The organism is Pseudomonas sp. PS01299 (genome assembly GCF_029960145.1).
Classification (GTDB): domain Bacteria; phylum Pseudomonadota; class Gammaproteobacteria; order Pseudomonadales; family Pseudomonadaceae; genus Aquipseudomonas; species Aquipseudomonas putida_A.
In genome coordinates this window covers 1-24,910 of record NZ_JASCPO010000079.1, presented here as the reverse complement: position 1 = coordinate 24,910, position 24,910 = coordinate 1, and the positions used below count along the sequence as shown (strand labels likewise).

23 protein-coding genes, 1 tRNA gene and 2 pseudogenes are annotated in these 24,910 nt (G+C 58.5%); 12 read left to right on the top strand and 14 right to left on the bottom strand.

Translation table 11 applies throughout. The annotated features are described in order from the left end of the window. Positions 1 to 159 precede the first annotated feature (159 nt). Together QMX91_RS15810 and QMX91_RS15805 are read right to left on the bottom strand one after the other, a co-directional pair. The gene (locus QMX91_RS15810) at positions 160 to 1,149 is read right to left on the bottom strand and encodes an AraC family transcriptional regulator (RefSeq protein WP_282413010.1); all 990 of its coding nucleotides are present in this window, start codon (positions 1,147 to 1,149) and stop codon (positions 160 to 162) included. Positions 1,150 to 1,269: 120 nt separating this feature from the next. Continuing rightward, positions 1,270 to 1,965 (bottom strand): SDR family NAD(P)-dependent oxidoreductase, encoded by a 696-nt coding sequence (locus tag QMX91_RS15805; RefSeq protein ID WP_027613831.1) that lies wholly within the window; start codon positions 1,963 to 1,965, stop codon positions 1,270 to 1,272. A gap of 439 nt (positions 1,966 to 2,404) precedes the next feature. Between QMX91_RS15805 and QMX91_RS15800 the strand changes: the two genes are divergently transcribed. The 4 genes and pseudogenes from QMX91_RS15800 (at position 2,405) to QMX91_RS15790 (ending at position 6,787) form a co-directional block, all read left to right on the top strand. Continuing rightward, positions 2,405 to 3,901, top strand: coding sequence for a sensor domain-containing diguanylate cyclase (locus QMX91_RS15800; RefSeq protein WP_098968397.1), 1,497 nt, complete (start codon positions 2,405 to 2,407; stop codon positions 3,899 to 3,901). Between the two features lie 163 nt (positions 3,902 to 4,064). Beyond that, positions 4,065 to 4,157: pseudogene (locus tag QMX91_RS31485) on the top strand (oxidoreductase); the annotation flags it as partial. 119 nt (positions 4,158 to 4,276) lie between these two features. Continuing rightward, positions 4,277 to 4,498 carry a hypothetical protein gene (locus QMX91_RS15795; RefSeq protein ID WP_098968507.1) on the top strand — a complete coding sequence of 74 codons (222 nt, stop codon included), beginning with the start codon at positions 4,277 to 4,279 and terminating at the stop codon, positions 4,496 to 4,498. A 162-nt stretch (positions 4,499 to 4,660) separates the two neighbouring features. Beyond that, the gene (locus tag QMX91_RS15790; RefSeq protein WP_282413009.1) at positions 4,661 to 6,787 is read left to right on the top strand and encodes a TonB-dependent siderophore receptor; all 2,127 of its coding nucleotides are present in this window, start codon (positions 4,661 to 4,663) and stop codon (positions 6,785 to 6,787) included. Between the two features lie 67 nt (positions 6,788 to 6,854). Here the strand turns inward: QMX91_RS15790 and QMX91_RS15785 are convergent, their stop codons facing one another. Then, entirely contained in the window at positions 6,855 to 7,394 is a 540-nt protein-coding gene (locus tag QMX91_RS15785; protein ID WP_095135414.1) for a GAF domain-containing protein, read from the bottom strand. 217 nt (positions 7,395 to 7,611) lie between these two features. Between QMX91_RS15785 and QMX91_RS15780 the strand changes: the two genes are divergently transcribed. Both QMX91_RS15780 and QMX91_RS15775 read left to right on the top strand, forming a co-directional pair. Next, on the top strand, positions 7,612 to 7,842 hold the full coding sequence (locus QMX91_RS15780) for a hypothetical protein (RefSeq protein ID WP_027613841.1): 231 nt from the start codon (positions 7,612 to 7,614) through the stop codon (positions 7,840 to 7,842). 83 nt (positions 7,843 to 7,925) lie between these two features. After that, a complete protein-coding gene (locus QMX91_RS15775) occupies positions 7,926 to 8,165 on the top strand; it encodes a hypothetical protein (protein ID WP_282413008.1) in 240 nt (79 codons plus the stop codon). 22 nt (positions 8,166 to 8,187) lie between these two features. On the opposite strand, the pseudogene QMX91_RS31480 reads toward QMX91_RS15775, so the two are convergent. From QMX91_RS31480 to QMX91_RS15750, 6 genes and pseudogenes are all read right to left on the bottom strand, one after another. Continuing rightward, a pseudogene (locus QMX91_RS31480) lies at positions 8,188 to 8,329 on the bottom strand (LysR family transcriptional regulator); the annotation flags it as partial. Positions 8,330 to 8,554: 225 nt separating this feature from the next. Next, a complete protein-coding gene (locus tag QMX91_RS15770; protein ID WP_247842706.1) occupies positions 8,555 to 8,845 on the bottom strand; it encodes a hypothetical protein in 291 nt (96 codons plus the stop codon). A 1,381-nt stretch (positions 8,846 to 10,226) separates the two neighbouring features. Then, the gene (locus QMX91_RS15765) at positions 10,227 to 10,772 is read right to left on the bottom strand and encodes an NADAR family protein (protein WP_134786203.1); all 546 of its coding nucleotides are present in this window, start codon (positions 10,770 to 10,772) and stop codon (positions 10,227 to 10,229) included. Between the two features lie 11 nt (positions 10,773 to 10,783). After that, on the bottom strand, positions 10,784 to 11,584 hold the full coding sequence (gene sseB, locus QMX91_RS15760; RefSeq protein WP_081730271.1) for an enhanced serine sensitivity protein SseB: 801 nt from the start codon (positions 11,582 to 11,584) through the stop codon (positions 10,784 to 10,786). Positions 11,585 to 11,748: 164 nt separating this feature from the next. Next, on the bottom strand, positions 11,749 to 11,970 hold the full coding sequence (locus QMX91_RS15755; RefSeq protein WP_098963790.1) for a hypothetical protein: 222 nt from the start codon (positions 11,968 to 11,970) through the stop codon (positions 11,749 to 11,751). 177 nt (positions 11,971 to 12,147) lie between these two features. Then, positions 12,148 to 12,235: transfer RNA gene (locus tag QMX91_RS15750), tRNA-Ser, on the bottom strand. A gap of 123 nt (positions 12,236 to 12,358) precedes the next feature. On the opposite strand from QMX91_RS15750, the gene QMX91_RS15745 reads away from it, so the two are divergent. Further along, positions 12,359 to 13,030 (top strand): Bax inhibitor-1/YccA family protein, encoded by a 672-nt coding sequence (locus tag QMX91_RS15745; RefSeq protein WP_027613775.1) that lies wholly within the window; start codon positions 12,359 to 12,361, stop codon positions 13,028 to 13,030. Between the two features lie 419 nt (positions 13,031 to 13,449). Then, complete coding sequence (locus tag QMX91_RS15740; protein WP_098963887.1) at positions 13,450 to 14,808, top strand: hypothetical protein; 1,359 nt, start codon at positions 13,450 to 13,452, stop codon at positions 14,806 to 14,808. A 43-nt stretch (positions 14,809 to 14,851) separates the two neighbouring features. On the opposite strand, the gene QMX91_RS15735 is transcribed toward QMX91_RS15740, so the two are convergent. Then, complete coding sequence (locus tag QMX91_RS15735) at positions 14,852 to 15,178, bottom strand: YceK/YidQ family lipoprotein (protein ID WP_282413007.1); 327 nt, start codon at positions 15,176 to 15,178, stop codon at positions 14,852 to 14,854. A gap of 60 nt (positions 15,179 to 15,238) precedes the next feature. Continuing rightward, positions 15,239 to 15,676: an Lrp/AsnC family transcriptional regulator gene (locus QMX91_RS15730; protein WP_027613772.1), complete on the bottom strand. Its 438-nt coding sequence runs from the start codon at positions 15,674 to 15,676 to the stop codon at positions 15,239 to 15,241. Between the two features lie 150 nt (positions 15,677 to 15,826). Here QMX91_RS15730 and QMX91_RS15725 point away from each other — a divergent pair, with 150 nt between their 5' ends. Then, positions 15,827 to 16,723, top strand: a complete 897-nt coding sequence (locus QMX91_RS15725) for a DMT family transporter (protein WP_135295683.1) — start codon at positions 15,827 to 15,829, stop codon at positions 16,721 to 16,723. On the opposite strand, the gene QMX91_RS15720 is transcribed toward QMX91_RS15725, so the two are convergent. The 3 genes from QMX91_RS15720 to QMX91_RS15710 all read right to left on the bottom strand — a co-directional run bounded on the left by QMX91_RS15720 (position 16,710) and on the right by QMX91_RS15710 (position 21,392). Beyond that, complete coding sequence (locus QMX91_RS15720) at positions 16,710 to 18,599, bottom strand: acyltransferase family protein (protein ID WP_282413006.1); 1,890 nt, start codon at positions 18,597 to 18,599, stop codon at positions 16,710 to 16,712. The two genes, QMX91_RS15725 and QMX91_RS15720, sit on opposite strands and share 14 nt — an antisense overlap. 80 nt (positions 18,600 to 18,679) lie before the next feature. Next, complete coding sequence (locus QMX91_RS15715; protein ID WP_193774890.1) at positions 18,680 to 19,720, bottom strand: FUSC family protein; 1,041 nt, start codon at positions 19,718 to 19,720, stop codon at positions 18,680 to 18,682. Positions 19,721 to 19,766: 46 nt separating this feature from the next. Beyond that, positions 19,767 to 21,392 (bottom strand): NADP-dependent glyceraldehyde-3-phosphate dehydrogenase, encoded by a 1,626-nt coding sequence (locus QMX91_RS15710; RefSeq protein ID WP_098963892.1) that lies wholly within the window; start codon positions 21,390 to 21,392, stop codon positions 19,767 to 19,769. Positions 21,393 to 21,765: 373 nt separating this feature from the next. Between QMX91_RS15710 and QMX91_RS15705 the strand changes: the two genes are divergently transcribed. The 3 genes from QMX91_RS15705 to QMX91_RS15695 all read left to right on the top strand — a co-directional run bounded on the left by QMX91_RS15705 (position 21,766) and on the right by QMX91_RS15695 (position 24,807). Beyond that, entirely contained in the window at positions 21,766 to 22,119 is a 354-nt protein-coding gene (locus QMX91_RS15705; RefSeq protein WP_134786262.1) for a c-type cytochrome, read from the top strand. 76 nt (positions 22,120 to 22,195) lie between these two features. Further along, positions 22,196 to 23,524, top strand: a complete 1,329-nt coding sequence (locus QMX91_RS15700; RefSeq protein ID WP_171061863.1) for a D-arabinono-1,4-lactone oxidase — start codon at positions 22,196 to 22,198, stop codon at positions 23,522 to 23,524. Between the two features lie 74 nt (positions 23,525 to 23,598). Beyond that, positions 23,599 to 24,807 (top strand): DSD1 family PLP-dependent enzyme, encoded by a 1,209-nt coding sequence (locus QMX91_RS15695; protein ID WP_282413011.1) that lies wholly within the window; start codon positions 23,599 to 23,601, stop codon positions 24,805 to 24,807. Positions 24,808 to 24,910: the final 103 nt, after the last annotated feature.

The window sequence follows — 24,910 nt, the reverse complement described above, 5'->3', positions numbered from 1 at the left end:
GGGGGCTGGGGGTGTGGGGCCCCAAGGCGGTGTGTCAGTCAGCATATGAATTGGCTGACGCGGCCCCTTCGCGAGCAAGCCCGCTCCCACAGGTTTAATTGGGTGGTGTCAGAGCCACTGGCTTAGCGCAGGCCAATCAAGCTATAGGCCAGTCCCGCATCATCGGGCGCGCAGCAACTTGCGGTAATCCACCGGCGAAATCCCGCGGGCCTGACGGAAGGAATGGCTGAAAGAACTGGCCTGCGAGTAACCCAGCATCAGGGCGATGTTCATGATGCTGGTCTCGGTGCGGCGCAGGTAATGGTCGGCCAGTTCCATGCGCATGGTTTCCAGCACCTGATTGAAGTTTTCCCCTTCGGCGGCCAGTTTGCGCTGCAAGGTGCGCGGCGAAATCGCCAATTGTCGGGCCAGGCTTTTCAGGCTGAAATCACCGGTCGGCAATTGCTCGGTGAGCAGCGCGCGCAATCGATCTGTGACCGAAAACGCCGGATACGACAGGCACAACTGCCAGTCCGCCTCCAGCAGCATGCTGCGATGCATGCGCGGGTCGGCGCCCTGGATCCGCGTCGAGAGCGTCGACTCGGCAAACACCAGTGCATTGCAACCGGCCTCGAACTGCACCGGACAGCCAAAGAAGTGTTCATACAGCGCCGGTTCGCCCACCGCCGAATGCATCATCCGGACTTCCAGCATCGGCTGATTACTTGCGATCAACCAGCGGCCGAACGCTGCCCAGCCGACCATCAGCGCTTCCTGATGCAGGGCGCAATAGGGCTCCAGTTCACTGATACGTTGATCTTCGAGAGTCACGCGGCCGTCGCCGATGACGATTCGGGTCTGGCTGGACGGACTGTCGTAAACGATCTTGCCGAAACGCAGAATCATGTTCAGCGACTCGCCCAGTGTCGCGCTGGTCATCAGCACATAACCCAGCACGCCGTAGGTGCCCGGGCGTACGGCGGCGCCGACCAGCAGGCCGAAATGCGGCAGGTTGCTGCTGAGCGCCGCCAGTTCCAGCAAGGCACGCAGTTGGCGCATGGGAATGCGCACGATCGAGTCGGACAACTGCTCGCGTGAGAGTCCGGTCTGCTGCAACAGCCAGTCGCCATCGCAGCCGTATTGTTCGGCGACATCAAGGACGTGGTTCACGAAGGCAGCGCTGGAAGTGGCGGGTCGCATGGGGGGAGGGGAAGTCCGGTAATCCGGTGATCTTGCTTTTCCGAAAGGTGAAGAAAGCGACGTCGCCAAGGCGCGCGGCGTCGATAGACCCTACATGCGCCCGATCACCGGAATGCCGGTTCCGGTGACGGCCGACGCTTGTTCCGAGATCAGAAACAGAATGACCGCCGCCAGTTGTGCGGGCGTCACCCAGCGCTGGTGCTCGGCGTCGGGCATGGCTTCACGGTTTTGCGGGGTGTCGAGCACGCTCGGTAACACGGCATTGACCGTGATGCTCATGTCCTTGAGCTCTTCGGCGAGGCTTTCGGTCAGGCGCAAAACGCTGGATTTCGACGCGGCGTAAGCGCCCATGCCCAGCCCGGCCTTCGCCGCCATGCTCGATCCGATATTGACGATGCGTCCCGCCGAGGATTGCAGCAGCAATGGCAGCAAGGCTTTGCTGGCGTTCAATGCGGTTCGAAGGTTCAGCGAGTAGAGCCGATCCCAAGCCTCTATCGCACTGCCCAGCAACGGCTCCCACGCATAGCCTCCGGCGCCGTTGACCAGGGCGTCGAGGCGTCCGAAATAGCGATTGATCTGGTGGGCGACTGCCTGGCAATCGGCAAGGGAGGTCAGATCGATGCCGGACAGGACCAGTCGATTGTGGGAACTGGGCATCGCCATCGTCGCCTGATCGATCAGCACCAGATCCGCGCCCTGGGCTGCGGCCATGTCCGCCAGGGTCTCGCCGAGATTCCCCAGGGCGCCGGTAATCGCCACAACGCGCCGTGAGAGTGACTGAGTCATCAAGAGTCCTTTCCTTTTTAAGGGCGCATACTCTAATGATATCGGTGGCCCGTGGCATGCTTTTGGATGTCAACTTGTTGTGCAAAAGTGCCAAAATTTTATGCTTGGCAACACATCACGAAAGGGTCGTGAAACAGGCGTCAGAAAGTTGGCTTCTGACGGTGGGCGCCAAGCGGATTCTGAAAGCCTGGCGATGGTTTGGTCTGGCATTCTTGTCGCTGTTTCGCCAAGCGCAAAGCCTGTCCTGAAGTCTTTAGCACGCTTTTTCCGGACGACGCAGCGCAAATCGGAAGTATGTCTTTTTTGCGCGACATAATCTGTTGCTGCAGCAAGCCAGTGCTGCTTGTATCCTTGCGCGCGACAAGGACACGCGGCTGCAGTCATCGAGTCGGTCGACCCGCCGCAGGAACGGAAACCGGACTTTCCCAAAGGTAGTAATGTGAAGCGTGATACCCGCCTGGTTGTGCTTTTGTTGTTGGTGATCGGTTGTTCCCTCGGGTCACTGACGGTGTGGAAAGTATTGGCCTCTCGAGAGCGCGCACTGGAGGAAGTCAACGTTCATGGCTTGAACCTGACCCAGGCGCTGGCGACTTATTCCGAAGGGATCGTTCGCCAGAGTTCGTTGCTGCTGCTCGGGATCGTCGAACGTCTGGAAACCGAAGGCAGTGGCCCCGCGCAGATCCAGCGTCTGAGCGCACTGGTCAATCGTCAGGAACCGCTGATGCCGCAGCTCAGCGGCATCACCATCTACGACAACCAGGGCCGTTGGCTGATGTCGTCCAACCGACCGATCCCGGCCGGGGCCAACAGCAGTGATCGCGTCTACTTCACCCATCATCGTGACGACCCGAGCCGCGAGACCTTTATCGGTCCGCCGATCCAGAGCCGCTCCAATCAGGAGTGGGTGATCACCGTCAGTCGCCGTTTCAATGACGCGCACGGCGAGTTTGCCGGTGTGGTGGCGGTGACCCTGGGAATCGAAAACTTCCTGCGCCTGTTCGGCAAGATCGACGTCGGGCAGGAGGGGGCCATCGGCTTGTCCTACACCGACGGCACGTTGCTGGTGCGCTATCCCTTCCGTGAGCAGGACATGGGGCGCAACTTTTCCAAGTCGCCCATCTATGCGAAGTATCTGGTCGATCGATCCGTCGGTACCGCGTCGTTTACCTCCAGCCTCGATGGCGTAGAGCGGCTCTACGCTTTCCGCAAGAGTGACCGGCTGCCGCTGATCACCACCGTCGCCCTCGGCAAACGCGAAGCCCTTGCTGCGTGGCGCATGGAAGCCTGGCTGTCGGCAGTGGTGGTCACGGGGCTGCTGGGGCTTACCGGGCTCATCGGCTGGTTTCTGATTCTCGATATTCGCAGGCGTACCAGGGCAGAAGACCAATTGCGCGGGACGCAGCAGCAGTTGCTTTCCTCCAATCGTCAGCTTGAGTTACTGGCGATGAAGGACGCCCTGACCGGCCTGGCCAACCGGCGCTGCTTCGATGAGAGCCTCGCCATGGAAGCCCGGCGCGCACAACGTGACGGCACGACGCTGGCGTTGCTGATGATCGATATCGATTACTTCAAGCTGTTCAACGACTCGTTCGGGCATGTCGCCGGCGATGCCTGCCTGCAGAAGGTCGGCACAATCCTCGAAGGTTGTGTGCGGCGCCCGTCGGATCTGGTAGCGCGTTACGGCGGCGAGGAGCTGAGCGTGATCATGCCGGCCACCGACAGTGACGGTGCTGCAGTGGTCGCGCAGTTGATCCTCGAACGCTTGGAGCAAGCGAACATCGCACACCCGTCCAGCCCATTCGGCCGGCTGAGTGTGAGTATCGGCATCGCTACGGCCTCGGGGGCGCAACTGCAATCCTTGCAAGGGTTGATCGAGGTCGCCGATCAGGCGCTGTATAACGCCAAGACGCTGGGGCGTAACCGGTTTGTGAAGTGATCGGTGGGCGTTAATCCGATAGATCGCCGTCAGGCTGACTTTCATGCCGGGCGGGAACCCGCTGGGTGTCTTTTGATGGCAGACACCCAAACTGGCGACTGAATTGCGACGGGCTTTCGTAGCCCACTCGATGGCAGGCACTCGCCCCATCCAGCCCTTCGCCGAGCTCGCAGCCCGCGCGATCTCGGATGATTTGTGCCAGGAAACGGACAAGATCCGCGTCACGGTGGTGTGCCCGGGCGTCGTCGAGTCCGACTGGCCGCTTCATTTATCGAGGCCGCAACGAAAACCATCCGTCGCGCCATCAGTCGCCGCCGCTGAACACTCCAGAACCGCAGCCCTCTACCGACTTACAAGTCACCCGGGGTAATGACCATGAGCGACGATGGGAAAGAGCAGGCGTTGGCCGCCTGGCGAAAATTACTGGAAGAGCCAGCGATCCGTATGGACGCCGAGGATCAATACGACGAGTTGCTGAAAATGGCCGATAGCATGGAACAGCAAAGGCTGATTACAGCAACTGAATGGCGCCAGTTGGTGCGCAAGGCCGGGGCGAGGTTCGTCCAGGCCACCGAGGGGCTTTCGGGCGGAACATAAACATTCGCGGGGCAGGGTGCAGAGCGACGGTGTCTCCCTTACCAGGGATAACGCCGTTAATGGGAATATGTATTAATTGCGAATAATTTTGTATAGCATGCGCGGGAGTTTTTTGGCGGATTCACCCCCTGCATTGGCCTATTCGTAAAGGTTTCCTTCTCCATGCGTCGAACCCTGCTTTCCATTTGTGTGCTGCAAGCATTGTCGCCTGCCTCATGGGCTGATCAAACGGGGGCATCTCCCTCAACGCTGGAGCTGGACGCAACCGATGTCATCGGTACGGCGAATTACGAAAGGGCGGACGGCCCGGTGCAGGGTTATCGCGCGACGCGCTCGGCCAGCGCCACGCGCACCGACACCTCGATCCACGAAACTGCGCAATCGATCAGTGTGGTCTCGAAGGATGCGGTCGAAGATCTGGGCGCCACCCGTTTGCAGGATGCGCTGGACTACGCCGGCGGCGTGGGGCGGGCGAACAACTTTGGTGGTCAGGGCCTGACCACGTTTACCGTGCGTGGCTTCACCACCGGCGAGTTCTATCGCAACGGTTTCCCGATCAACCGCGGCTATCCGAACATGCCGGATGCCAACACAATCGAACGCCTCGAAGTGCTGCGCGGCCCGGCCACCATGCTCTACGGTCGAGGTGATCCTGGCGGCACCTTCAACGTGGTGTCCAAGCAGCCGTTGCCTGAAAGCAGCGTCACCCTGGGCAGCCAACTCAACGATCAGGGCATGAAACGCGGCACGCTGGACGCTTCCGGCCCGCTCGACGAAGAAGGGCGTCTGGCCTATCGCTTGAACGTCGTGGGCGAGGGCGGCGACACCTTCCGCGATCACGTCGAAACAGAGCGCTACGGCATCGCGCCGGTGCTCACCTGGCAGGCAAGCGACGCGACCAAGCTGATTTTCGAAGGCGATTTCATGCGCAACAACGCGCCTCTGGATCGCGGCCTTACCCGTTACGCAAAACAGACGGGAACCGCTTCGCGCGACAGTTTTTTCGGCGAAAAAGACGCTGGCAAGCTGCATAACGACAACAACATGGCGCAAATGCGTTTCGAGCATATGCTCAATGACGACTGGACCCTGGGCGGCGGTTTCCAGTGGCTCGACGGTTCGCTCAAGGGCAACGCAATCGAGGCCAATGGCATTGCCGATGACGGCCGCACCCTTGGGCGCAATTTCAACTATCGCAAGCTGGAGTGGACCGACAAGGATACCCAGCTCAATCTGACCGGGCATTTCGATACCGCGGGTTTGCAGCACACATTGCTCACCGGCATCGAGTACGAGGATTACGACTACAAGTCGATCATTCAACGCTCCAGCGGCGCTGTCGGTGCGTACCCGATCGACATCTTCGATCCAGTGTACGGCCAGCCGCGCCCGGCACTCACCCGCACGCCGACGCACGACAAGGAAAACCTCAAGACGTATGCCGCGTTCGTGCAGGACCAGGTGGCATTGACCGATAAGCTGAAGGTGCTGGCCGGGGCGCGTTTCGAGCGCTTCGAACATGACTACGAAACTTACGTGCCCGGTGGCAAGAGCTGGCAGGCCAGTGACAACGCGGTGACTCCGCGCATCGGCGTGACCTATGACCTGACCGAGACATTGGCGATCTATGCCGACACGGCGCGCTCTTTCAAGCCGAACACCGGCGCCAGTCGCCAGGGCGGAGGGTTCGAGCCAGAGAAGGGCAAGTCCTATGAAATGGGACTCAAGTGGGAAGCGCTGGATCAGCAGTTGAGCGTCGACGCGGCGATCTATCAGATCGAAAAACGTAACGTGCTGACCACCGACCCGGTTGACTCGACCTTCAGCGTTGCGGCCGGCGAGGTGCGCAGCCGTGGATTCGACGTCAACGTGGCCGGCAACCTGACGCCCGAATGGCGGGTGATGGGTGGCTACGCCTATGTCGATGCCGAAGTGACCAAGGACAATGTGCTGCGCTCTGGCACGCGGCTGATGAATATCCCGAAGAACAGCTTCAGCCTGCTGAACATGTATGAGTTCCAGGACGGCACCTTCAAGGGACTGGGCCTGGGCACTGGCCTCAAGTACGTCGACGAGCGCGCTGGTCAAACTGCCAACACCGCGTTTTCGATGGGCAGCTATACCGTTGTCGACTTGCTCAGCTTCTACAAGATCAATGACAAGGTGCGGCTTAATCTCGACGTGAAAAACCTCTTTGACCGAGATTATGAAGAGGGCGCATTCGGCAACGTCTATGCCTACCCGGGGGCGCCGCGAACCGTGCAGGTCGGCGTTTCCTACACCTTGTAGCAGGGTGGAGCAAAATTCTCACAGGCCACAAATGAAACAGCCCTGAATATTCAGGGCTGTTTCTTGTTTATCCGATAACGCTTGAAACGTTCTTGCTGTAGCCGCTGCCGGCCTCCGTCAGATTCGCGTAAAAGATACAGCCGATCAGTCTCGCGAACAGGCCTAACGTGTCTGCCAGATCCGGGTCATCGAAAATCACCGCCCTGGAATCCAACGCACACAGCGCGCCCCAAAGTTGTCCGTCGGGCAGGAAAATGGGCGCGCCTGCGTAGCTTTCAATCAAATATTGCTTCACCACGGGACGTGTGGAAAACCTGCCGTCGCGACTTATCTGCGGCACGAAAAGCACCTGAGGGTCTCTGCGAAACTCACTGCACAGCGTGGTTTCCAATTCCAGCGTGTCGCCGGAGTTGATCCCAAGCTCGATCGGATCGTAGGCGGAACAGACGATCCAGTCCGTGTCGGTGAATTTTGCGATCGCCGCGAAGCGCGTTCCGGTCATGCGTGTAACGAGCTGCAGAATATTGGTCGTAGCTTCAATTTCAGCGATAGAGGAACGTTCCTCTGCGCTTAGCAACGCTCTGTCAATGGTGTCACTGAGGGGCATGCATTGTTCTCCGGTCATGATTTTTTAAGTTGGCGACTGCTAAACGCTTTTGAAACTGCCCATTTTGATACTAAACAAAATGGATTCGTTCACATCAAAGGTTCCTGATGGCTGCAATAGCGAAGCGTCATTGGCGTGCGGCTTGAGGCGCCGTTATCGGCGGCGTAGCCTTGATCTCATAAATGTTGGATGTCGCATTGAATGAAAGGTGAGGAAAGTGGAAGGCGTAGTGTTGAGCGAAAAGATGCAACGTGAAGCTGATCGGCTCCTGGCGCAGATTGTCCGGGCAGACTCGATGATCATCGCCGTGAAGGCGGGGGCTCGTGCGGATGGCTTCGTGCTTGGGCTGGAAACCAGCGAGGTTCTGCGTGCCGGCGATGCTGAAAAGCTGTACGTCATTTTTGAAGCGGCTTTGGTCGAGCGGCTGAAAACGCTTTCTCGCAGTTGAGCAGCAGAACATTTATCCGCTTGAACTAACGATTGACCGGTAAGTCAGGGTAGTTATCTGCCACTCTGATTTTGAGGTTATCAATGCGCAACTACACCATCGAGTATCTGTTCAACGGCGAGTCCCGTACGCATCAACTCGCGTTGCAGCAGTCGAAGCTCTCCGTTCACGACGCTGCCATGCATCTGCTGGAACTGCATTTTGGGGATGCTGAGAACAGTCTGATCATGCCAACAGCTGACTCGACTGCTGAAGAGATACTGGAGCAGGCCAGTCTGGTGGGTATTACGCAAATCGACGTGAAGGATGCAGCCGCTGACTGATTTCTTCTTCGCTCGCCCCCGACCCCTGCGCGATGCCCAACCCTGCATTGACGATACTCACGTATCGCCTCAGGCGAGTTGACACGCAGTCGTCCGGTAATCGGGACATCAGCATCCTTGAATCGCCAGTTGGTTCCAGTGGACAGGAGGGTATAACTGAGGCAGGCGGCGAAGGCGTCCCAGGCCATGGCCGCACTGTTGAAGGAGATCGCTATTGGTTTGATTGCTACAAAAAAGCGAGTTTGCTTGTGAGTGGCGGCTAATGGCCGATCTGTGGGGTTCGTGGAGGGCAGAAAACGGCCAGAAGCAGCCGCTCATTGATAACCGTTTCCAACATGGTGGTTGTCTACATGCGTGCGGACTGACATTAACCGAGCGCCATGAAATGACTAGAGCTTCGATGCCTGAATGGCTGCTTCAAGCAATGGTCCTGTGATTTTTCTTTCGTTGTAATCACCGACGAAGTAATTGATTCGATTAGCGAGGCACTGAATGGATAACCAGCCCAGGCCGTGGTAGTCACGCAACTCCTCGGCGTTCAGCTTGATCAGACATTCGTAACTTACGAAAGACGCTTCACATTCGACGAGAATATAAACTGCGCCGTCCTCCGCTTTGAGAAGATGCCAGTAGTCGTCCGTTATGTGGTATGCCGCAGGTGCGATCTGAACCAAATCCATGTTTTTTTTCCACAGGTTATTTTCGATTTCTGACCATGACATGGCTGCGAATCGACGATTCTACATGGTTGTTTCTTGCCGGAAACTGCCGCTCACGGCCGGCCGCTTCCGGCAAGAAGCAGTCGTTCGCGGTCGGCTGCTTACGGATCCAACGCAGTCGGTCAATAATGGATAATGGCAGAAACCGGCCCCAAGAAAACTTTAGCTGCTTAGATCTCAACAGCAGATTGGTCTCTGCAATGGACTGTAAATTTATGATTACTACAGTGAACCAGGATGATTGCTTAGACTATTTCGTCGTCGTGCATGGCATTGACGCTCAAACCTATGAACGGATGGCTGTTCACTTTGAATGTCGTCGCGTCGGTGTGCGACCGACGGACCAAAGCAGGTTTATCTCTATCCCAGTAACAGTTGGCACTCTAGGTAGCACTCTTGCTTGGGTCAAAACCGAGTTAAACGGGCGCCATTACGAGCTGCATTTGATAGTGTCCGTCGCGACGAATTTGTCTTGGGGCGAGGTTCTCATCCCCGCGCAAATAGCTTTGCTCGCTGGGCAAGCTGGAGCCGCGATTAAGATTGCGTTTCAACTCAAGCGAACGTGATCCGATGGCAGGCGGTGCCTGCGTTGGAGGTCCGCCTCTCCCTAAGGGCTGCTTTTGGCCGAAAGCCGACGGTCGCGAACGGCAGCAATCGGCCACAAGCTGACATTCTCACAGTATCTTGATAGACATTCTTGAGGCCCGAGAGGCTCTCTGAAATTGGGGACGACTCAATGCAACTCCACTCTAGGGCCGCGCTGTACTAGTCCTCTTAACTACCTGCCCAGAAGTCTGCTTGAGGTAAGGACTAAGTAGTATTGCTGCCCTCAACGAATGTGCCGCCGACATGCAACTGCTCAAGTATTTTGAGAGCCAAGAGGCCATAGACTACTTCAGGCTTGGTGTCATTTCGGGCGTACCGGATGTGGGTAACGACATGTGAGGTGCCAAAGCGTCGATTCGCCTCCGATGTTCCTTCGAGTACGCTTGCAACGATAACAGCCTCAACTAATGGTTCGTGATTACATGCCCCCTGCGGCGGGAGACACTCACAGATCGGCTCATGCTGCTCACCAACTCCTAGGCGCAGTTGCAGGAGATTATGCCGAGGCCCAGTAATACGTGAAGCGGCAAGGTACTCTCCGTGGCGGACGAAATGCATGTGATGTGGCTCTGCTGTTTGGTTAAAGGGTGCACTCTTCGCGTCAGGAACTGCGTCCGCCCCCATTCATTGTTAGAGCGTCCCGAAGGAAAAGCGAGCATGAGAGGGCGGTCGCGTAAGTTGCCCGGCTTCTGTGCGGTACGCCCGTCGCGGTGTTCGCCACCGCGACGTGGGCGAATCATGTTTCATCGCGGACCTGCATCAGCGCGAACCCCAGCAGATTCAGGCCTTGCCACAGGTTGGGGTTATTCGCGTTTACGTGATCCTGGGCGAGTCCGATGCCCCAGATGCTGTCAACCGGGCTGGCCTCAACGATGATGCGAGAACCGGTATTCTTGAGGAATGCGTTCAACTCCGGGTTTTGCGAGAACTTGGCCTGGTTGGCTCGGACGACAATTGCATACCGTTGTTGCAACCAATCGTGTTCGTTGAATCCACGCACGTTGCGGCCAAGCGCCTTGGCCGCGTTGGGCGTAGGCGCCCGTAGCACTTGAGCGCGAATGTCCTGATCGCCGAACAAGGCTGCTTTCTCTGCCATCATGAAATGTTCGGCAGTCGCGTAGCGTTGCCCGTCGACAACAAATTCGGCTTCGAACCACTGGCTGAAGCACGAAGCGCTGACTCCGTGCCTGCTTCGCTGGTGTCCCCAGAAAAAGACATAGTTCAGCTCCTCTCCAGCGTTGAAGCGGGAGCGGAGGTCTTCCAGATATTTGGAGTCGTGCAATTGGACTTCCTTCATGCTTTGTCAAAACCAAACAATGAACGCAGCCAGCCTGCCGACTTCCGTTCATAGAAGGGCGTGGTTTGCTTGAGCAAGTAATCACTAAGGCCTGAATCTGCGTCATGAACGCGGTACAGGTCAACGGGTTCGCCATCCGGAGCCAAGTCCGCGGCAACGCTGCCCGCTTCGCGCATGACCTGTTCAAAATCGCCGTCCGCTTCGATCCCGATGATCAGATGAGGCTTTTGGTCAGACGAAGCGTCATGCATCAATGCCAGAAACGCGCGCTTCACATTGCGATGTCTGGCGAGTAGTTGCTTGAGCGAATTGACCATCTTCGAGGGATATTGCGACGGCTGTCCGAGCAGTACCTGAGTGTCCTTTTCGACCGTGCGCTGCACCGGTCCCTGGCCGATCTCATCGGAGAGCAGGTAGCGCACTTCCTCGGGGAAAAACTCTTTCCCGTAGGGAGACTTCGGATTGAGGAAAAGAGGAGTGCCCAGCGTGATTTCAAACAGCGATCTGGCCGGGATCTCTATATAGGACTCCTCGCTGTTTATGGATCTTCGTAGTGTATGCAACGAAGTGAAAAACGGGATGACAGCGGAGCCGTCGGGCTTTTGCCAGTGCGCAATGCTGATGTTGCTGCCTGCCTCAAGATTGACTTGCCCTTCGCCAGTGCCGGCGGTGCCTAGGACGTAGATTTCCGAATTCAGCAGCGTCTTGAAAAAATCAGGTCGGTGGGCGGGTTCATCCGCCGCCAGTCTGAGTGACTTTTCGAGGGTGTTTTCTTGCTGGGTATCCATGATGTCCATCGGCCGTTCCATCAATGCAGGCAAAAAGTGGGTGACAAAGAACGCGCAGTTTTTCACGCTGCTGTGAAAACAGGAAGAACTGAAGCCTGATAAATCTGCCGCATCAGGAAGGCAACACCGCGTGATGACGCCGAGCCGCGTGGAAAGAATGCTCTATCTCGTCTTCAGTTCATTTGCGCACCGTAGAAGTGGTTGAGCAGTATCAACTCAATCACAGCTACAAAAACGCACAGCACGAGAAAGCCAGGACTGAAGACGCGCTTGCGGCCGGATGAGCTTGTATCCATCCAGTTAGCGCCGGAATCGCCGGAACTCAGCAGCAGGAACATTACCCAGGCACAAGCCCAAACTTTGCCCCAGAAACCAGCATTTCTGAAAGAAGTCATCCGTGTTTTTCCGTATGCCGCTTGATTCGGCAGACCTTTATTTGCTGGTTAAGCTTGGCGGGAGGGCATTTACGCCTCCCAGAGAACGCTTCCGTGCCAAACGAGACGGCCGATTGATTTCCTCAACCCCCAGAAACGACAAAGCCCTGAATAATCAGGGCTTTGTCGTATCAAATATGGCGGAGGCGATGGGATTCGAACTCATGGACCTGTTACAGTCGACGGTTTTCAAGACCGTTGCCTTAAACCACTCGGCCACACCTCCGTTTGCGTTGCGGGCGCCATAATACCTGAATGAAACACACTGTCAAACTCTGTGCATGGCTTGTTACAGAGCGTCTGTTATGATCTTTGCCACTGAACGTTTCAAACCAACAGGAGTGTCGCCATGCGCGAACAGGATTACGCAGTTCACAACAGCGTGCAGGCTGAGCAGCTAGAGGTTAGCCGCGTCCTGCGCAACACTTACGGTCTACTGGCGCTCACCCTCGCATTCAGCGGTGTGATGGCTTTCGTGGCCCAGCAGATGCGCGTCGGCTATCCGAACATTTTCGTGGTGCTGATCGGTTTCTACGGGCTGTTCTTCCTCACCAACAAACTCCGTGATTCTGCGTGGGGCCTGGTGTCCGCCTTTGCGCTGACCGGTTTCATGGGTTTCCTGCTCGGCCCGATCCTCAACCGTTACCTGGGCATGCAGGGCGGCGCTGAAGTGGTCAGTTCGGCATTCGCGATGACCGCGCTGGTGTTCGGTGGTCTCTCGGCCTACGTGCTGATCACCCGCAAGGACATGAGCTTCCTCGGTGGTTTCATCACCGCCGGTTTCTTCGTGTTGCTGGGTGCAACGCTGGCGAGCATGTTCTTCCAGATCAGCGGCCTGCAACTGGCGATCAGCGCCGGTTTCGTGCTGTTCTCGTCGGTGTGCATTCTGTTCCAGACCAGCGCGATCATCCACGGTGGCGAGCGCAACTACATCATGGCAACCATCAGCCTGTATGTATCGATCTACAACCTGTTCATCAGCTTGTTGCAGATCTTCGGCATCATGAGCCGCGACGACTGATCGCTGTTTGTGAATCAACAAAAAACCCGCTTCGGCGGGTTTTTTGTTGCCCGTGCGAAAGCGTAGTGGCCTTTCGCCGACATTTTTTCAAGAAATCATGGCGCCTTTATGGAATTGGCCTACACCTAAGACAAGGAAGAACGGCAGGCGGTCGACAGGAGTCGGCATGCAGTAACACCTTCTACAGCCCCCGCATCCCATGTTTCTTCTTCTGTTCAAGCCCGGAGCGTCGCCCGGGTTGTCGTATTCGTTCATCCGGAAAACAGGAGGTCCTCCAAACCAGCCTACCCAGATTCAACCGTGAGTTGCTCTCGGCCCGCAAGCCGAGTCCCTGATTATCAAAAAAATAATGGAGGCCCTGGTGGTCGGACTCGATTCATGGGTCGCTGCAGGCGTTGTCCCAATCAAGGAGATCATCGATGAACCAGCCCCAAGGAAAGCGTGCCGTATTGGCTATCACGACAGCACTGTTCAGTGCCTCGACTCTTGCCGGTGTCTACCCCGATTTTGGCTATCAGCCACCCGCCAGCCAATATTCAGGCCCGTTGTTCGAACTTAGCCAGAGTTACCCGACCCAAGCTCCCCAAGGAGCGCTGCCGGATTTTTTCAAAAAACTCCCGGCCAAACCCGACAACAACTTTGAAACCTGGCGTGCCTACATGGAGGAGGTGAAGCACTATTGCCTGGAAGGCAATGTCGAGGTCGATTGGAATGTACAGAAGAACAAGCTGCGCCAGTGGTACCACATGCCTTGGCAGCACTATGGCCCGCTGGGGCGTGAAGGTATTCATGGTCTGACCAAGGAAGCGCAAATTCCGGTCAAACAACTGGCACAGACGCAGATCGCCAGCGGCCAGACCTACGCCGTGGGCATTTACAACGACATTGGCGCCTACACCATTGGCGAGGTCTGGAAAGATCCGAACAACCCGGATCCTGGCTTCACTTCGCAACCCAAAAGCTTTGCCAATGGCACCGTAGTCTGCAAGGCATTGTTTGCCGATATTGATCGCACCACCGTACCGTTCCTCGTCAACCCGGTGTTGTGGCAAGGCTATATCACTGAAACTTTCACGTCCGCAAATCGCAAGATCAAAGATGTTGCGCTCATTCAGATGGACATCGCCGTGCGTGATACCCGTATGAGCGACACAGGCTGGATTTTCGGCACCTTCCAGTACAACGGGGCTAAAACCGGCAAACCCGGTTGGGACAATCTCGTCCCGGTCGGGATCATGTGGGGTAACGATCCGAAAGAAACCGGCAATGACTTCACCAATCCGACGCCGACTGAAACCAGAATCAACCCGGCATTGCAGCAGACGGCAATCAACGCCAACACCAAAGAACTGCCGCCCACCCACCTGGGCTGGAACGGTCGCCTCAACGGGCCTGTAGACAACCCCAACAGTTCCTGCCTGAGCTGCCACGCCACGGGTGAGTCGCCACAGGTGGCGATCATGAATCCCACCTTCCAGCCCAAGGACAAAATACCGAGCCCGGGTTCTGCGGAATGGATGAAGTGGTTCCAGAATATTCCGGCGGGTCATCCGTTCACGCCAGGGACCAAGAGCACGGACTACAGTCTGCAACTGTCAGGCGGTCTGGTTAATTATTTCGAATGGAAATGTGACATGAGCGGGATCTACGCCGATGGCAAGAACGCCTGCGCCAAGGTTCAGAACCTCAAGTTGAAAATGCTCAAGACAGGCGACGACAATTCGCAGCCTCAGCAAAAGGTCATGCGTGACCCAAGCTTGCAGCAATTGCTCGAGTAAAGTGCAGCAGCCTCCAGACGTCTCGGCGTCTGGAGGTTTTCAATCAGTTGATCACGATGCTGCCATCGGCCTGTTGCTTGTAAATCGTGTAGGGCAGCAAGAATGTGTCCAGCACACCTGAGACTGCTGCATCGACCACCAGGCCAAGGGAGGCGTTGTTGTAATTGAACGCGTCGACGTCATCCGGCTTTTCGGCGTGCAGCATGCAGAAGTCGTAGGTTGCACCGCTGTAAATGCGCGGAACAGCGCCGCAGTAGCTCTTCTTGGTCTTCAGCTGGTCCACAGAAGCTTTGTCGCTGAGCACGACGGTCTGCACCGTCCCGCACCCGCCGAGCATCAACAGCGTCAGCATCACTGCCTGAATTCTCATTACCGCCCAATCCTTTCGCCGGAAAAACCTCAATCTACGCCGAGCAGGCGCAAAAAGCACTCACGCCATCGGCGGTAACCGGCGTTTGACCGGGGTTTTCTTGACGATCGCGGTGTTGGTTTCGGCCAGCGTATTGAGGCGGTCGAGCAGGGTGTCCAGTTGTTCCATCGAACGCACATGCAATCGGGCGATGAAGCAGTCTTCCCCGGTGACCTTGTCGCACTCGGTGAATTCCGGGATCGACATGATTTGCCGCTCCACCTCCTGCAATTGCCCCGGCAGTGGTCGCACCCGGACGATCGCCTGGAGCTGATAGCCGAAGCATTTGGGGTCGATCTCGACGGTATAGCCCTTGAGCACGCCGCGCTCCTCCAGGCGGCGCAGGCGTTCGGCCACGCTGGGTGAGGACAGGCCGCTGATTTGCGCCAATGCCTTGAGCGAGCGACGCGAGTCGTCCATCAAGGCGCTGATGAGGATCTGGTCGATATCGTCGGTCATGGGGCAACTCCGGTATTAGGCATTTGAGGGAAACTACCCACGATAAAAAAGGCAGAAATCGAGTTTAGCCTGCTTTTTGCGCTGGAGGCGCTCGTGGTCGGCTTGGCATACTTTTGCCACGCTTTCGTCAAACGCTTAGGGAGATCGATGATGGACAACACAATACGCCGTGGTTCATTGGAAATGACCGCCGCCATGCTGATTTCCGGGACCATCGGCTGGTTCGTGCTGGTGTCCGGGCAACCGGTGCTGGATGTGGTGTTCTGGCGTTGCGTGTTCGGCGCCGGCACCTTGCTGCTGATATGCGCGGCGTTCGGCTTCTTGCGTCCGGGCATTCTGACCCGCACCACGTTCCTGCTCGCGGTGCTCAGTGGGGTGGCGATTGTCGGCAACTGGGTGTTGTTGTTCGGCTCGTATTCCCGCGCCTCGATTGCCATCGGCACAGCGATCTACAACGTGCAGCCGTTCATGCTGGTCGGTTTGGCGGCGCTGTTTCTCGGCGAGAAAATCACCTTGCAAAAGCTGTTCTGGCTGGCGATTTCCTTTCTCGGCATGCTGGCGATCGTCAGTGCCCATGGCGGGCAGGGCGAGGGCGGTAGCGAATATCTGCTGGGGATTGCGCTGGCGTTGGGGGCGGCGTTGCTCTACGCGATGGCGGCGCTGATCATCAAGCGCCTGACCGGCACGCCGCCGCATCTGATCGCGCTGATCCAGGTCTGCACCGGAGTGCTGTTGCTCGCGCCGTTCGCGCACTTCAACGGCCTGCCGCAAACCAACGGAGCCTGGGCCAGTCTGGTGACGCTGGGCATCGTCCACACCGGCCTGATGTACGTGCTGCTGTACGGCGCGATCCAGAAACTGCCGACTGCCCTGACCGGTGCGCTGTCCTTCATCTACCCGATTGCGGCGATTTTCGTCGACTGGTTCGCCTTCGGCCATCGCCTGCAGATCCTGCAATGGATCGGGGTGGCAGCAATTCTGCTGGCCGCCGCCGGGATGCAACAGGGCTGGGGCCTGAAAGCCCGGCGCCAGCTCAAATCGGTTTGATCAGATCCTTGAACAGGCCTTTGAGCTGCTGATTGCCGGCATCCACCAGATGGTTGTCGTCAAAGTACAGCGGCACGCCGTCCATGGAGCCCATGCAATTGCCGTCGGGGCACAGGTACGGCGTCGGGTCGATCACCGTCGCGTTGCAGCGGCTGGCGGCGGCTTCGATGGTTGCGATGGCGATGCGGTTGCGCTTCTCATAGACCTGCAACGGCAAGGAAATGTCTGTGTTTTGCCGGAACAGACGCTGATTCAGATTCAAGCCCTTGTAGACGCTGAAAGGCATCTCCGGGATCGGTTTGACGATATACACCGGATGGTTTTCCGCGATCGAGCAGACCGTGCTGACGTATTCTTCGGTATACGCTTCGGCAAACGTGGCCTGGCGCTCGGGAAAGGAAATCCGGTAGCTGTTTTCCCGGCCCGAATCCGCATACAGCGCCGCACGGCTGAACAGCACCACCGGCACGCCGGCGTACGCGGTTTTCAGTTGTTGCAGCTTTTCCTGATTGAAGCCCCGGCACTGGCTTTCGACGGTCTTGTCTTGCATGGCGAAGTGCGTCAGGGTCGGGCAACCGCCCCGTGACCATGACAGCGCCGCTTGCGGGTTGTCCATCTGCACCGCCGCTGCGGTGGATTGCGCATGGCTGTCGCCGTACAGAATCACCGACACATCACCCGTGCCCAGTTTGCAATCCGCCGCCGCATAGGCATTCGGGTAGCACTCCTGCGGATACAGCTTGCTGGTGTATTCCGGCTGGCCAAGTTCGACCAGTGCCGGACGCCAGTCGGGGTGTTGCTTGACCAGCGACGACGTCGTTGCCGACACGGCCACCACCGCTACCGTCAGTGACGCGAACTTGATCACTGTTCGAGTAGCGCTCGTACCTTTTTTCACCTTCGATTCCACCAGGTAGAACGACAGGGTGCCGAGGGCGAACGAGGCGATGATTGCGCCGATCACGTGCGGCCAGCTGCTCAACAGCCCGCACAGGTAAAGCAGTACCACCAGCGGCCAATGCCACAGGTACACCGAGTAGGAAATGCTCCCGACAAATTGCAGCGCAGGATTGCCGCTGAACATCGACCGGGTGTTGGCGTGAATCACCAGCATCGTCCCCAGCACCGGCACCAGTGCCAGGTAGCCCGGCCACAGATCCGCCTCAGAAAAAACCAGCACGCTGACGGCAATCGCCAGCAGACCGAGCCCTTCGCAAATCGCGCCGCCGCGCTGGCTCAATCGCAGGGGAAACAGAAAAACCAGGCCGCCAGCGATCATTTCCCAGGCGCGGGTGGGCAGCATGTAGAAGGCGAACGTCGGGTTGACGCGGGTCACGATGATGGACGCCAGCAGCGAAATCAGCGCCACGGCCAGCAAGGCAACGCGAGTTTTATCGGTGCCGAAGAACCGGTGCAGCCCCATGATCAGCACGGGGTAAAGCAGGTAGAACTGCCATTCGACCGACAGCGACCAGGTATGCAGCAACCAGTTTTCATGCAGCGGCGCCGCGAAGTAATTGCCGCTTTGGGCAAAGCTGAAGTTCGAGCTGAACAGCAGACTGCTCTTGATCGTACGGATGGTTTCGCGCAAGTCATCCAGCGGCAGATAAAAGTAGCCGAAGATCAGCAGCGCAACGCACAGGACCAGCAGGGCGGGAATGATGCGGCGGGCGCGGGAGGCATAGAAACCGAGGAGGGAAAAGTTCTGCTGCTGCACGCCATTGACGATGATGCCGGTCATCAGGAAGCCGGAGATGACGAAGAACACGTCTACGCCGACGAATCCGCCTTCAAACCCGGGCACCTTGAAATGAAACAGCACGACCGAAAGCACGGCCAGTGCCCGCAGGGCGTTGATACTCTTCCTGAATTGCATTTATGCGTCCATGTCACATCCGTTGTGCGGCGCATTGTAGTGATGATGTCAGCTTTGTTACATGGGTTTTTTCCGACGGCTCAGATGTTCCAGCGCGGTGCAGTCATCGCCAGGCGTTGGCGCAGTTCGCCAATGTTCGCGGCCAGTTGTCGGGTCAGCAACCGGTAACCGTCCAGCGTGCTGTAGACCGGTGTGTCGAGGCTCGCGTCAGGCAATTCCAGCGGGCGCTGCAGACGTTGCGTGGCGCCAGACTTCAAGGCCCGGGCCATGCCGATCAACTGTATGCGGATCACCCGGTGCTCGGCCCGCAGCGCCGATTGCAGATGCGCCATGGCTTCGGGGTCGTTGGCATCCGGGCGGGTGTTGCCGAGGATTTCCAGCGTGCTGACGCACATCCGCAGGTTGCGTTGAATTGCATCCAGCTCGGTCATGGAGATTTTCACTTCCTTGGACACCGAAGGCATCAGCGAGCGCAGTTGCACCATCACCGTGGTCACCCGGGCCATCAGCTTCAGGTGTTCATCGGCGCTGACCGGTTGGCCGCTGATGATCCGCCCATACAACGTGGCGCAGTCGCGCAAGGCATCGGCCAGGTTGTAGCGCCACGAATACACCGCATACAGCGGCAGGGCGAAGGAAAACGCCAGGGCCAGGGCGATGCCGATCAGGATGTCGACCCCGCGCCATAAGCCATCGGTGATCGGGTTGTCGCCATGCCCGGCGACAATGAAAACGGTGATCGCCGAGAGCAGGGCGGTGTAGCCGCCCTTGCCGATCGCGTGATAGGAGAAGAACCCGCAGACCACCGCCATGGCAAAGTAGGTCAGCCACGGCAGGCCCAGCCATGCCTGTTGCGCTACCAGCAGCAGACCGACGCCGGCACCGATCAGGGTGCCGGTGGCGCGTTCGGCGGCTTTCTTGCCGATGTTGCCGTGGTGTTGCAGGCCGCCGATCACCACCAGCATGGTCACCGAAGCCCACTCGCCGTGGGGCAGGTTGATGCCGGTGGTCAGCAGGATGGTCGCCAGCAGCCCCAGCGCTACCCGCACCGCGTGAATCAGTCGGGCGTGCTGGTAGCGGCGGTACGGGTCCAGCAACGGACGCAGGATTCGCCGCAGCAGCGGTGGCAGTCGTTGGGTGCTGAAGGTGCTCAGTGCAAAGTCCTCGTCAGAAGATGTAGTCGGTGGTCAGGAAGCTCGAATCGCGGCCGCGAATGATTTCGCTGATCAGATCCTTGTTGCTGTCCTGGAACTTGGTCGCTACCAGTGTGCGGATCGAAAACACCCGCAGCGCATCGTGTACCGACAGCGTGCCTTCGGCGGAGTTCTTGCGCCCGTTGAACGGGTAGGTGTCCGGCCCGCGCTGGCATTGGGCGTTGAGGTTGATCCGCCCGACCTGGTTGGCGAAAGTGTCGACGAGTCGGCCGATCGCCACCGGGTTGGTGCCGAACAGGCTTAGTTGCTGGCCGAAATCCGACTCCAGCACGTAATCGATCACGGTATCGAGATGGCGGTACGGCACGATTGGCACCACCGGGCCGAACTGTTCTTCGTTGTACACGCGCATCTGCGGCGTCACCGGGTACAGCACGGCTGGGTAGAAGAACGACTCACGACTTTCGCCGCCGTTCGGGTTGACCACTTGTGCACCCTTGCTCTGCGCATCGGCCACCAGACCGTGCAGGTAGTCGACCTTGCCCGACTCCGGCAGCGGCGTCAGTGCCACGCCGCTGTCCCACGGCATGCCCGGCTTGAGCGTGGCGAGTTTGGCGTTGAATTTTTCGATGAAGGCGTCGACCACGTCCTCGTGCACAAACAGGATCTTCAGCGCGGTGCAGCGCTGGCCGTTGAACGACAGCGAACCGGTGACCGCTTCGCTGACTGCGTTGTCCAGATCGACTTCCGGCAGGACGATGCCGGGGTTCTTCGCATCCAGACCCAGCGCGGCGCGCAAACGGTGCGGTTTCGGGTGCAGTTTCTTCAGATCGCTGGCGGCCTTGTTGGTGCCGATGAAGGCGAAGATGTCGATCTTGCCGCTGGCCATCAGCGCGCTGACGGTTTCGCGGCCGCTGCCGTAGATCACGTTGATCACGCCGCTCGGGAAGCTGTCGCGGAACGCTTCGAGCAACGGGCGGATCAGCAACACGCCGAGCTTGGCCGGTTTGAACACCACGGTATTGCCCATGATCAGCGCCGGAATCAGCGTGGTGAAGGTTTCGTTCAGCGGATAGTTGTAAGGCCCCATGCACAGTGCCACGCCGAGCGGCACGCGGCGGATCTGGCCGAGGGTGTCCTGTTCCAGTTCGAAACGGCTGGAGCGACGGTCGAGTTCTTTCAGTGCATTGATGGTGTCGACGATGTAGTCGCAGGTGCGGTCGAACTCTTTTTCCGAGTCCTTGAGGTTCTTGCCGATCTCCCACATCAGCAGCTTGACCACGGCTTCGCGCTGCTGGCGCATCCGGCCGAGGAACGCTTCGACGTGCTGAATGCGTTCGGCCACGCGCATGGTCGGCCACAGGCCCTGACCGCGATCGTAGGCGCGCACGGCGGCATCGAGGGCGGTGAGGGCGGTGTCGGCGTCGAGCAGCGGGGTGCTGCCGAGAATCACTTGTTCATCGCCGTTTTCGCCGTGCAGATACACCGGGCTGCGCACGGTGGCGAGTGGGCCGTCCCAGCGCCGCAGTTGGCCATCGACGAGGTATTCGCGTTGCTCGACCTGACCGTCGAGGCGGTATTTTTCCGGGATGTCGCTGACAGAAGGGAACAGATTGCCAAGGATGTTTGCTGTGGTCATGTCGCTACCCCGTGTTGATGTCCGTATACAGATCAAAAAGTCTTTACAGGTTATACGCCTGAATGCGCCGATATTTAAACCCGCCAATGTCACGCGAATGTCACGCAGAGATGCGGAACAGAGCTCTGACTGGTTTATGAAATCCAATGTGGGAGCGGGCTTGCTCGCGAATGCGTCCTTTCAACTGACATCCTCATTTGCTGACACACCGCATTCGCGAGCAAGCCCGCTCCAACAGTTGAATGGGGTGGCCTGAACACTCTCTACTGGCCCCGGTTGGCCCCATCGTTGTCCGGCAATGCCCTCAACCCGCTGCCGTGCCTGCCTTAAGGTGTGATCACAACAAAAAGCGATGCCACCCTCGAGGATCGTTATGCGGGCAATCCCACTCACTTTACTGCTGGCGCTGATGATGACGCTGTGCGGCTGCGACGAAAAATCCGCACCGCCGGCGACCACTCACAATGCTACTCCCACCGACCCGGCACTGGCGCAGATCTACACCAACAGCTGCCAGCTGTGTCACGCCAACCCGGCTGCCAATGCGCCGCTCACTGGCGATCGTCAAGCCTGGGAACCACGCATCCGCCAGGGCGCCGACACGCTGCTCGACCACGCCATCAACGGCTACAACGGCATGCCGCCGATGGGCCAGTGCGTCGAGTGCAGCGAAGAACAATTCCTGCAACTGATCGGCTTCATGGCCGACCAGCCCCTCCCACAATAAGGGCGCGCGCATGAGCATGGATCTGACACGGCGTCAGTTGTTGCAACGGGCAAGCATCGTCGGCGCGTTCAGTGCATTGGCGGCCAATCCCGCGCTGGGACAATTGATGCGCGCCCCGCGACTGATTCCCTGGCGCAACTGGTCGGGCGGGCAGAGTTGCCTGCCGGCGGCGCGGCTGGCGCCGAAGAATCTTGATGAACTAAGCGCTGCGATTCGTCAGGCCCAGGGCAAGATCCGCCCGGTCGGTTCCGCGCATTCGTTCAGCGCACTGGTGCCCACCGACGGCACTTTGCTGTCGCTGAGCTACTTCACCGGGCTGCTCGACCACGATCCGAACACCCTGCAGGCCGAATTCGGCGCCGGTACGCCAATGTCGCGCATGGGCGTGCCGCTGAAGGACGTCGGCCAGGCCCTGCAGAACATGGCCGATATCGATTACCAGACTCTCGCCGGGGCAATTTCCACCTCGACCCACGGCACCGGGAAAACCTTTCAGTCGTACTCGGCGCATGTCTGCGGCCTGCAACTGGTGACGGCCGACGGCGAGGTGCTGGACTGCGACAGTCAGCGCCACCCGGAAGTGTTCAATGCCGCCCGGGTATCCCTTGGGGCACTGGGCGTGGCGACGAAAATCCGTCTGCAAAATCGCCCGGCCTACCGCCTGCGCGAACGCCAGTGGATCGCCAAGACCGAAGAGCTGCTGGAAGACCTCGACAAAAACACCCGGGAAAATCAGCACTGGGAAATGCTCGTCGTCACCCATTCCGACTACGCGCTGTCCATCGCCCTCAACGAAACCAGCGACCCGGCCACGCCGCCGATCCCGCCCGAAGAGGAGGGCGGCAATGAGTTCGTGACCCTGATCGAGAAGATCGACAAATACGGCAGCGACTTCCCCGAGCTGCGCCGCACGCTGCTCAACAGTCTGCGGCATATGGCGAGTTTCGATGACCGGGTCGGCGACTCGTTCGACATCTACGCCAACGTGCGCACCGTGCGCTTCAACGAGATGGAATACTCGGTGCCCGCCGAACACGGCCCGGCCTGTCTGCGTGAAATCCTCAAGCTGATTCAGGACAAGGACCTGCGCACCTGGTTTCCCATCGAGTACCGCTACGTCAAGGCTGACGACATTCCGCTGAGCATGTTCGAGGGCCGCGACAGCTGTTCGATCTCGGTGCACCAGCATTACCAGATGGATCATCACAACTTTTTCGCCGCGGTCGAGCCGATCTTCTGGAAGTACAACGGCCGCCCGCACTGGGGCAAGTTGCACACGCTTAACGCGAAGAATCTGCAGCCGCTGTATCCGCGTTGGCGCGAATTTGTCGACGTACGTCAGGCGCTGGATCCGAGCGGACGCTTTCTCAATGCGCATCTGTCGTCAATTCTGGGGGTGAGCTGATGGCGGTCAATCGACGCAATTTCATGCTGGGCACGTTGGGCGTCGGCGCTTTACTGGTGGGCGTGGGCGCCTGGCTGCGACCGGGTGATCGAGGTGCGCCGTACAGTGAATATTTCCGCGCGCTGAATAATGAACTGAAAGACAAAGGCCCGATGCGCCCGGTGCTGTTGATCGATCTGGATCGCCTCGATCACAACATCGACGTGGTGATGCAGTCGGCCAAACGCGGCGGCAAGCAATTGCGTCTGGTGGAAAAGTCCCTGCCGTCGCCGGGGCTGTTGAGCTACATCGCGCAACGGGCCGGGACGCAAAAACTCATGTCGTTTCACCAGCCGTTTCTCAATCACGATGCGGTCACGTTTCCGCAGTCCGACATCCTGCTCGGCAAGCCGTTGCCGGTGCGTTCAGCCGAGCTGTTTTATCAAAACCACAAAGGCTCGTTCGATCCTTCCAGGCAACTGCAATGGCTGCTCGACGGGCCTGTACGGCTGCAGCAATACCTGGCGTTGGCGCAAGGGCTCGGCACGCGGCTGCGCATCAACATCGAACTGGATGTCGGCCTGCATCGCGGCGGGGTCAGTGATGTGAATGTGCTGGGGCAGATGCTCACGCTGATCAGCGCCAATCCACAACATCTGCAGTTCGCCGGGTTCATGGGCTACGACCCGTTCGTGGGCATGGGCGTACCGGGGATTCTCGGTTCGCCCGAGGAACTGTTCGCCAAGGTGATGGTGATTTATCAGCGCTGCGTGGATTTCACCCGCCAGCAGTATCCGACGTTGTGGAATGACAACCTGTGCCTGAACACCGCCGGCAGCCCGAGTTATCGCATCCATGAAAATGAGCAGTTGAGCACCGAGGTTTCGGTGGGCACGGCGATGCTCAAGCCGACGCATTACGACCTGCCTTCTCTGGTTGACCACGTGCCGGCGACCTACATCGCCACGCCGGTACTGAAAAGCACTGGTGCGGTGAATATCCCGGCGCTGGATGACAAGTCGACGTTGTTCTCGTGGTGGGACACCAACCAGCGGCAGACTTTTTTCATCTACGGCGGCAACTGGATGGCCGAGTTCGAATCGCCGCCAGGGTTGCAGAGCAATGGGGTGTACGGGCGCAGTTCGAATCAGGAGATGGTCAACGGTTCGAATGCCGTGGGGCTGACCGTCGAGGATCAAGTGTTCCTGCGCCCGACCCAGACCGAAGCGGTGCTCCTGCAATTCGGTGATCTGCTGGCGGTGCGTGGCGGCAAGATTGTCGACACCTGGCCGGTCTACACCTGACCCAAGAACACCTCAGATCCCCCCTGTGGGAGCGGGCTTGCTCGCGAAGGCGTCCTGTCAGTCAGCATCTATTTGACTGGCACACCGCATTCGCGAGCAAGCC

What these genes read in the sequence shown, in the direction of transcription:
- QMX91_RS15725 (WP_135295683.1), top strand. Translation starts at nt 15,827, where the DNA reads ATGGACAACACAATACGCCGTGGTTCATTGGAAATGACCGCCGCCATG.
- sseB (WP_081730271.1), bottom strand. Translation starts at nt 11,584, where the DNA reads ATGGACATCATGGATACCCAGCAAGAAAACACCCTCGAAAAGTCACTC.
- QMX91_RS15720 (WP_282413006.1), bottom strand. Translation starts at nt 18,599, where the DNA reads ATGCAATTCAGGAAGAGTATCAACGCCCTGCGGGCACTGGCCGTGCTT.
- QMX91_RS15705 (WP_134786262.1), top strand. Translation starts at nt 21,766, where the DNA reads ATGCGGGCAATCCCACTCACTTTACTGCTGGCGCTGATGATGACGCTG.
- QMX91_RS15735 (WP_282413007.1), bottom strand. Translation starts at nt 15,178, where the DNA reads ATGAGAATTCAGGCAGTGATGCTGACGCTGTTGATGCTCGGCGGGTGC.
- QMX91_RS15770 (WP_247842706.1), bottom strand. Translation starts at nt 8,845, where the DNA reads ATGGATTTGGTTCAGATCGCACCTGCGGCATACCACATAACGGACGAC.
- QMX91_RS15730 (WP_027613772.1), bottom strand. Translation starts at nt 15,676, where the DNA reads ATGACCGACGATATCGACCAGATCCTCATCAGCGCCTTGATGGACGAC.
- QMX91_RS15755 (WP_098963790.1), bottom strand. Translation starts at nt 11,970, where the DNA reads ATGACTTCTTTCAGAAATGCTGGTTTCTGGGGCAAAGTTTGGGCTTGT.
- QMX91_RS15785 (WP_095135414.1), bottom strand. Translation starts at nt 7,394, where the DNA reads ATGCCCCTCAGTGACACCATTGACAGAGCGTTGCTAAGCGCAGAGGAA.
- QMX91_RS15740 (WP_098963887.1), top strand. Translation starts at nt 13,450, where the DNA reads ATGAACCAGCCCCAAGGAAAGCGTGCCGTATTGGCTATCACGACAGCA.
- QMX91_RS15795 (WP_098968507.1), top strand. Translation starts at nt 4,277, where the DNA reads ATGAGCGACGATGGGAAAGAGCAGGCGTTGGCCGCCTGGCGAAAATTA.
- QMX91_RS15775 (WP_282413008.1), top strand. Translation starts at nt 7,926, where the DNA reads ATGCGCAACTACACCATCGAGTATCTGTTCAACGGCGAGTCCCGTACG.
- QMX91_RS15790 (WP_282413009.1), top strand. Translation starts at nt 4,661, where the DNA reads ATGCGTCGAACCCTGCTTTCCATTTGTGTGCTGCAAGCATTGTCGCCT.
- QMX91_RS15710 (WP_098963892.1), bottom strand. Translation starts at nt 21,392, where the DNA reads ATGACCACAGCAAACATCCTTGGCAATCTGTTCCCTTCTGTCAGCGAC.
- QMX91_RS15805 (WP_027613831.1), bottom strand. Translation starts at nt 1,965, where the DNA reads ATGACTCAGTCACTCTCACGGCGCGTTGTGGCGATTACCGGCGCCCTG.
- QMX91_RS15745 (WP_027613775.1), top strand. Translation starts at nt 12,359, where the DNA reads ATGCGCGAACAGGATTACGCAGTTCACAACAGCGTGCAGGCTGAGCAG.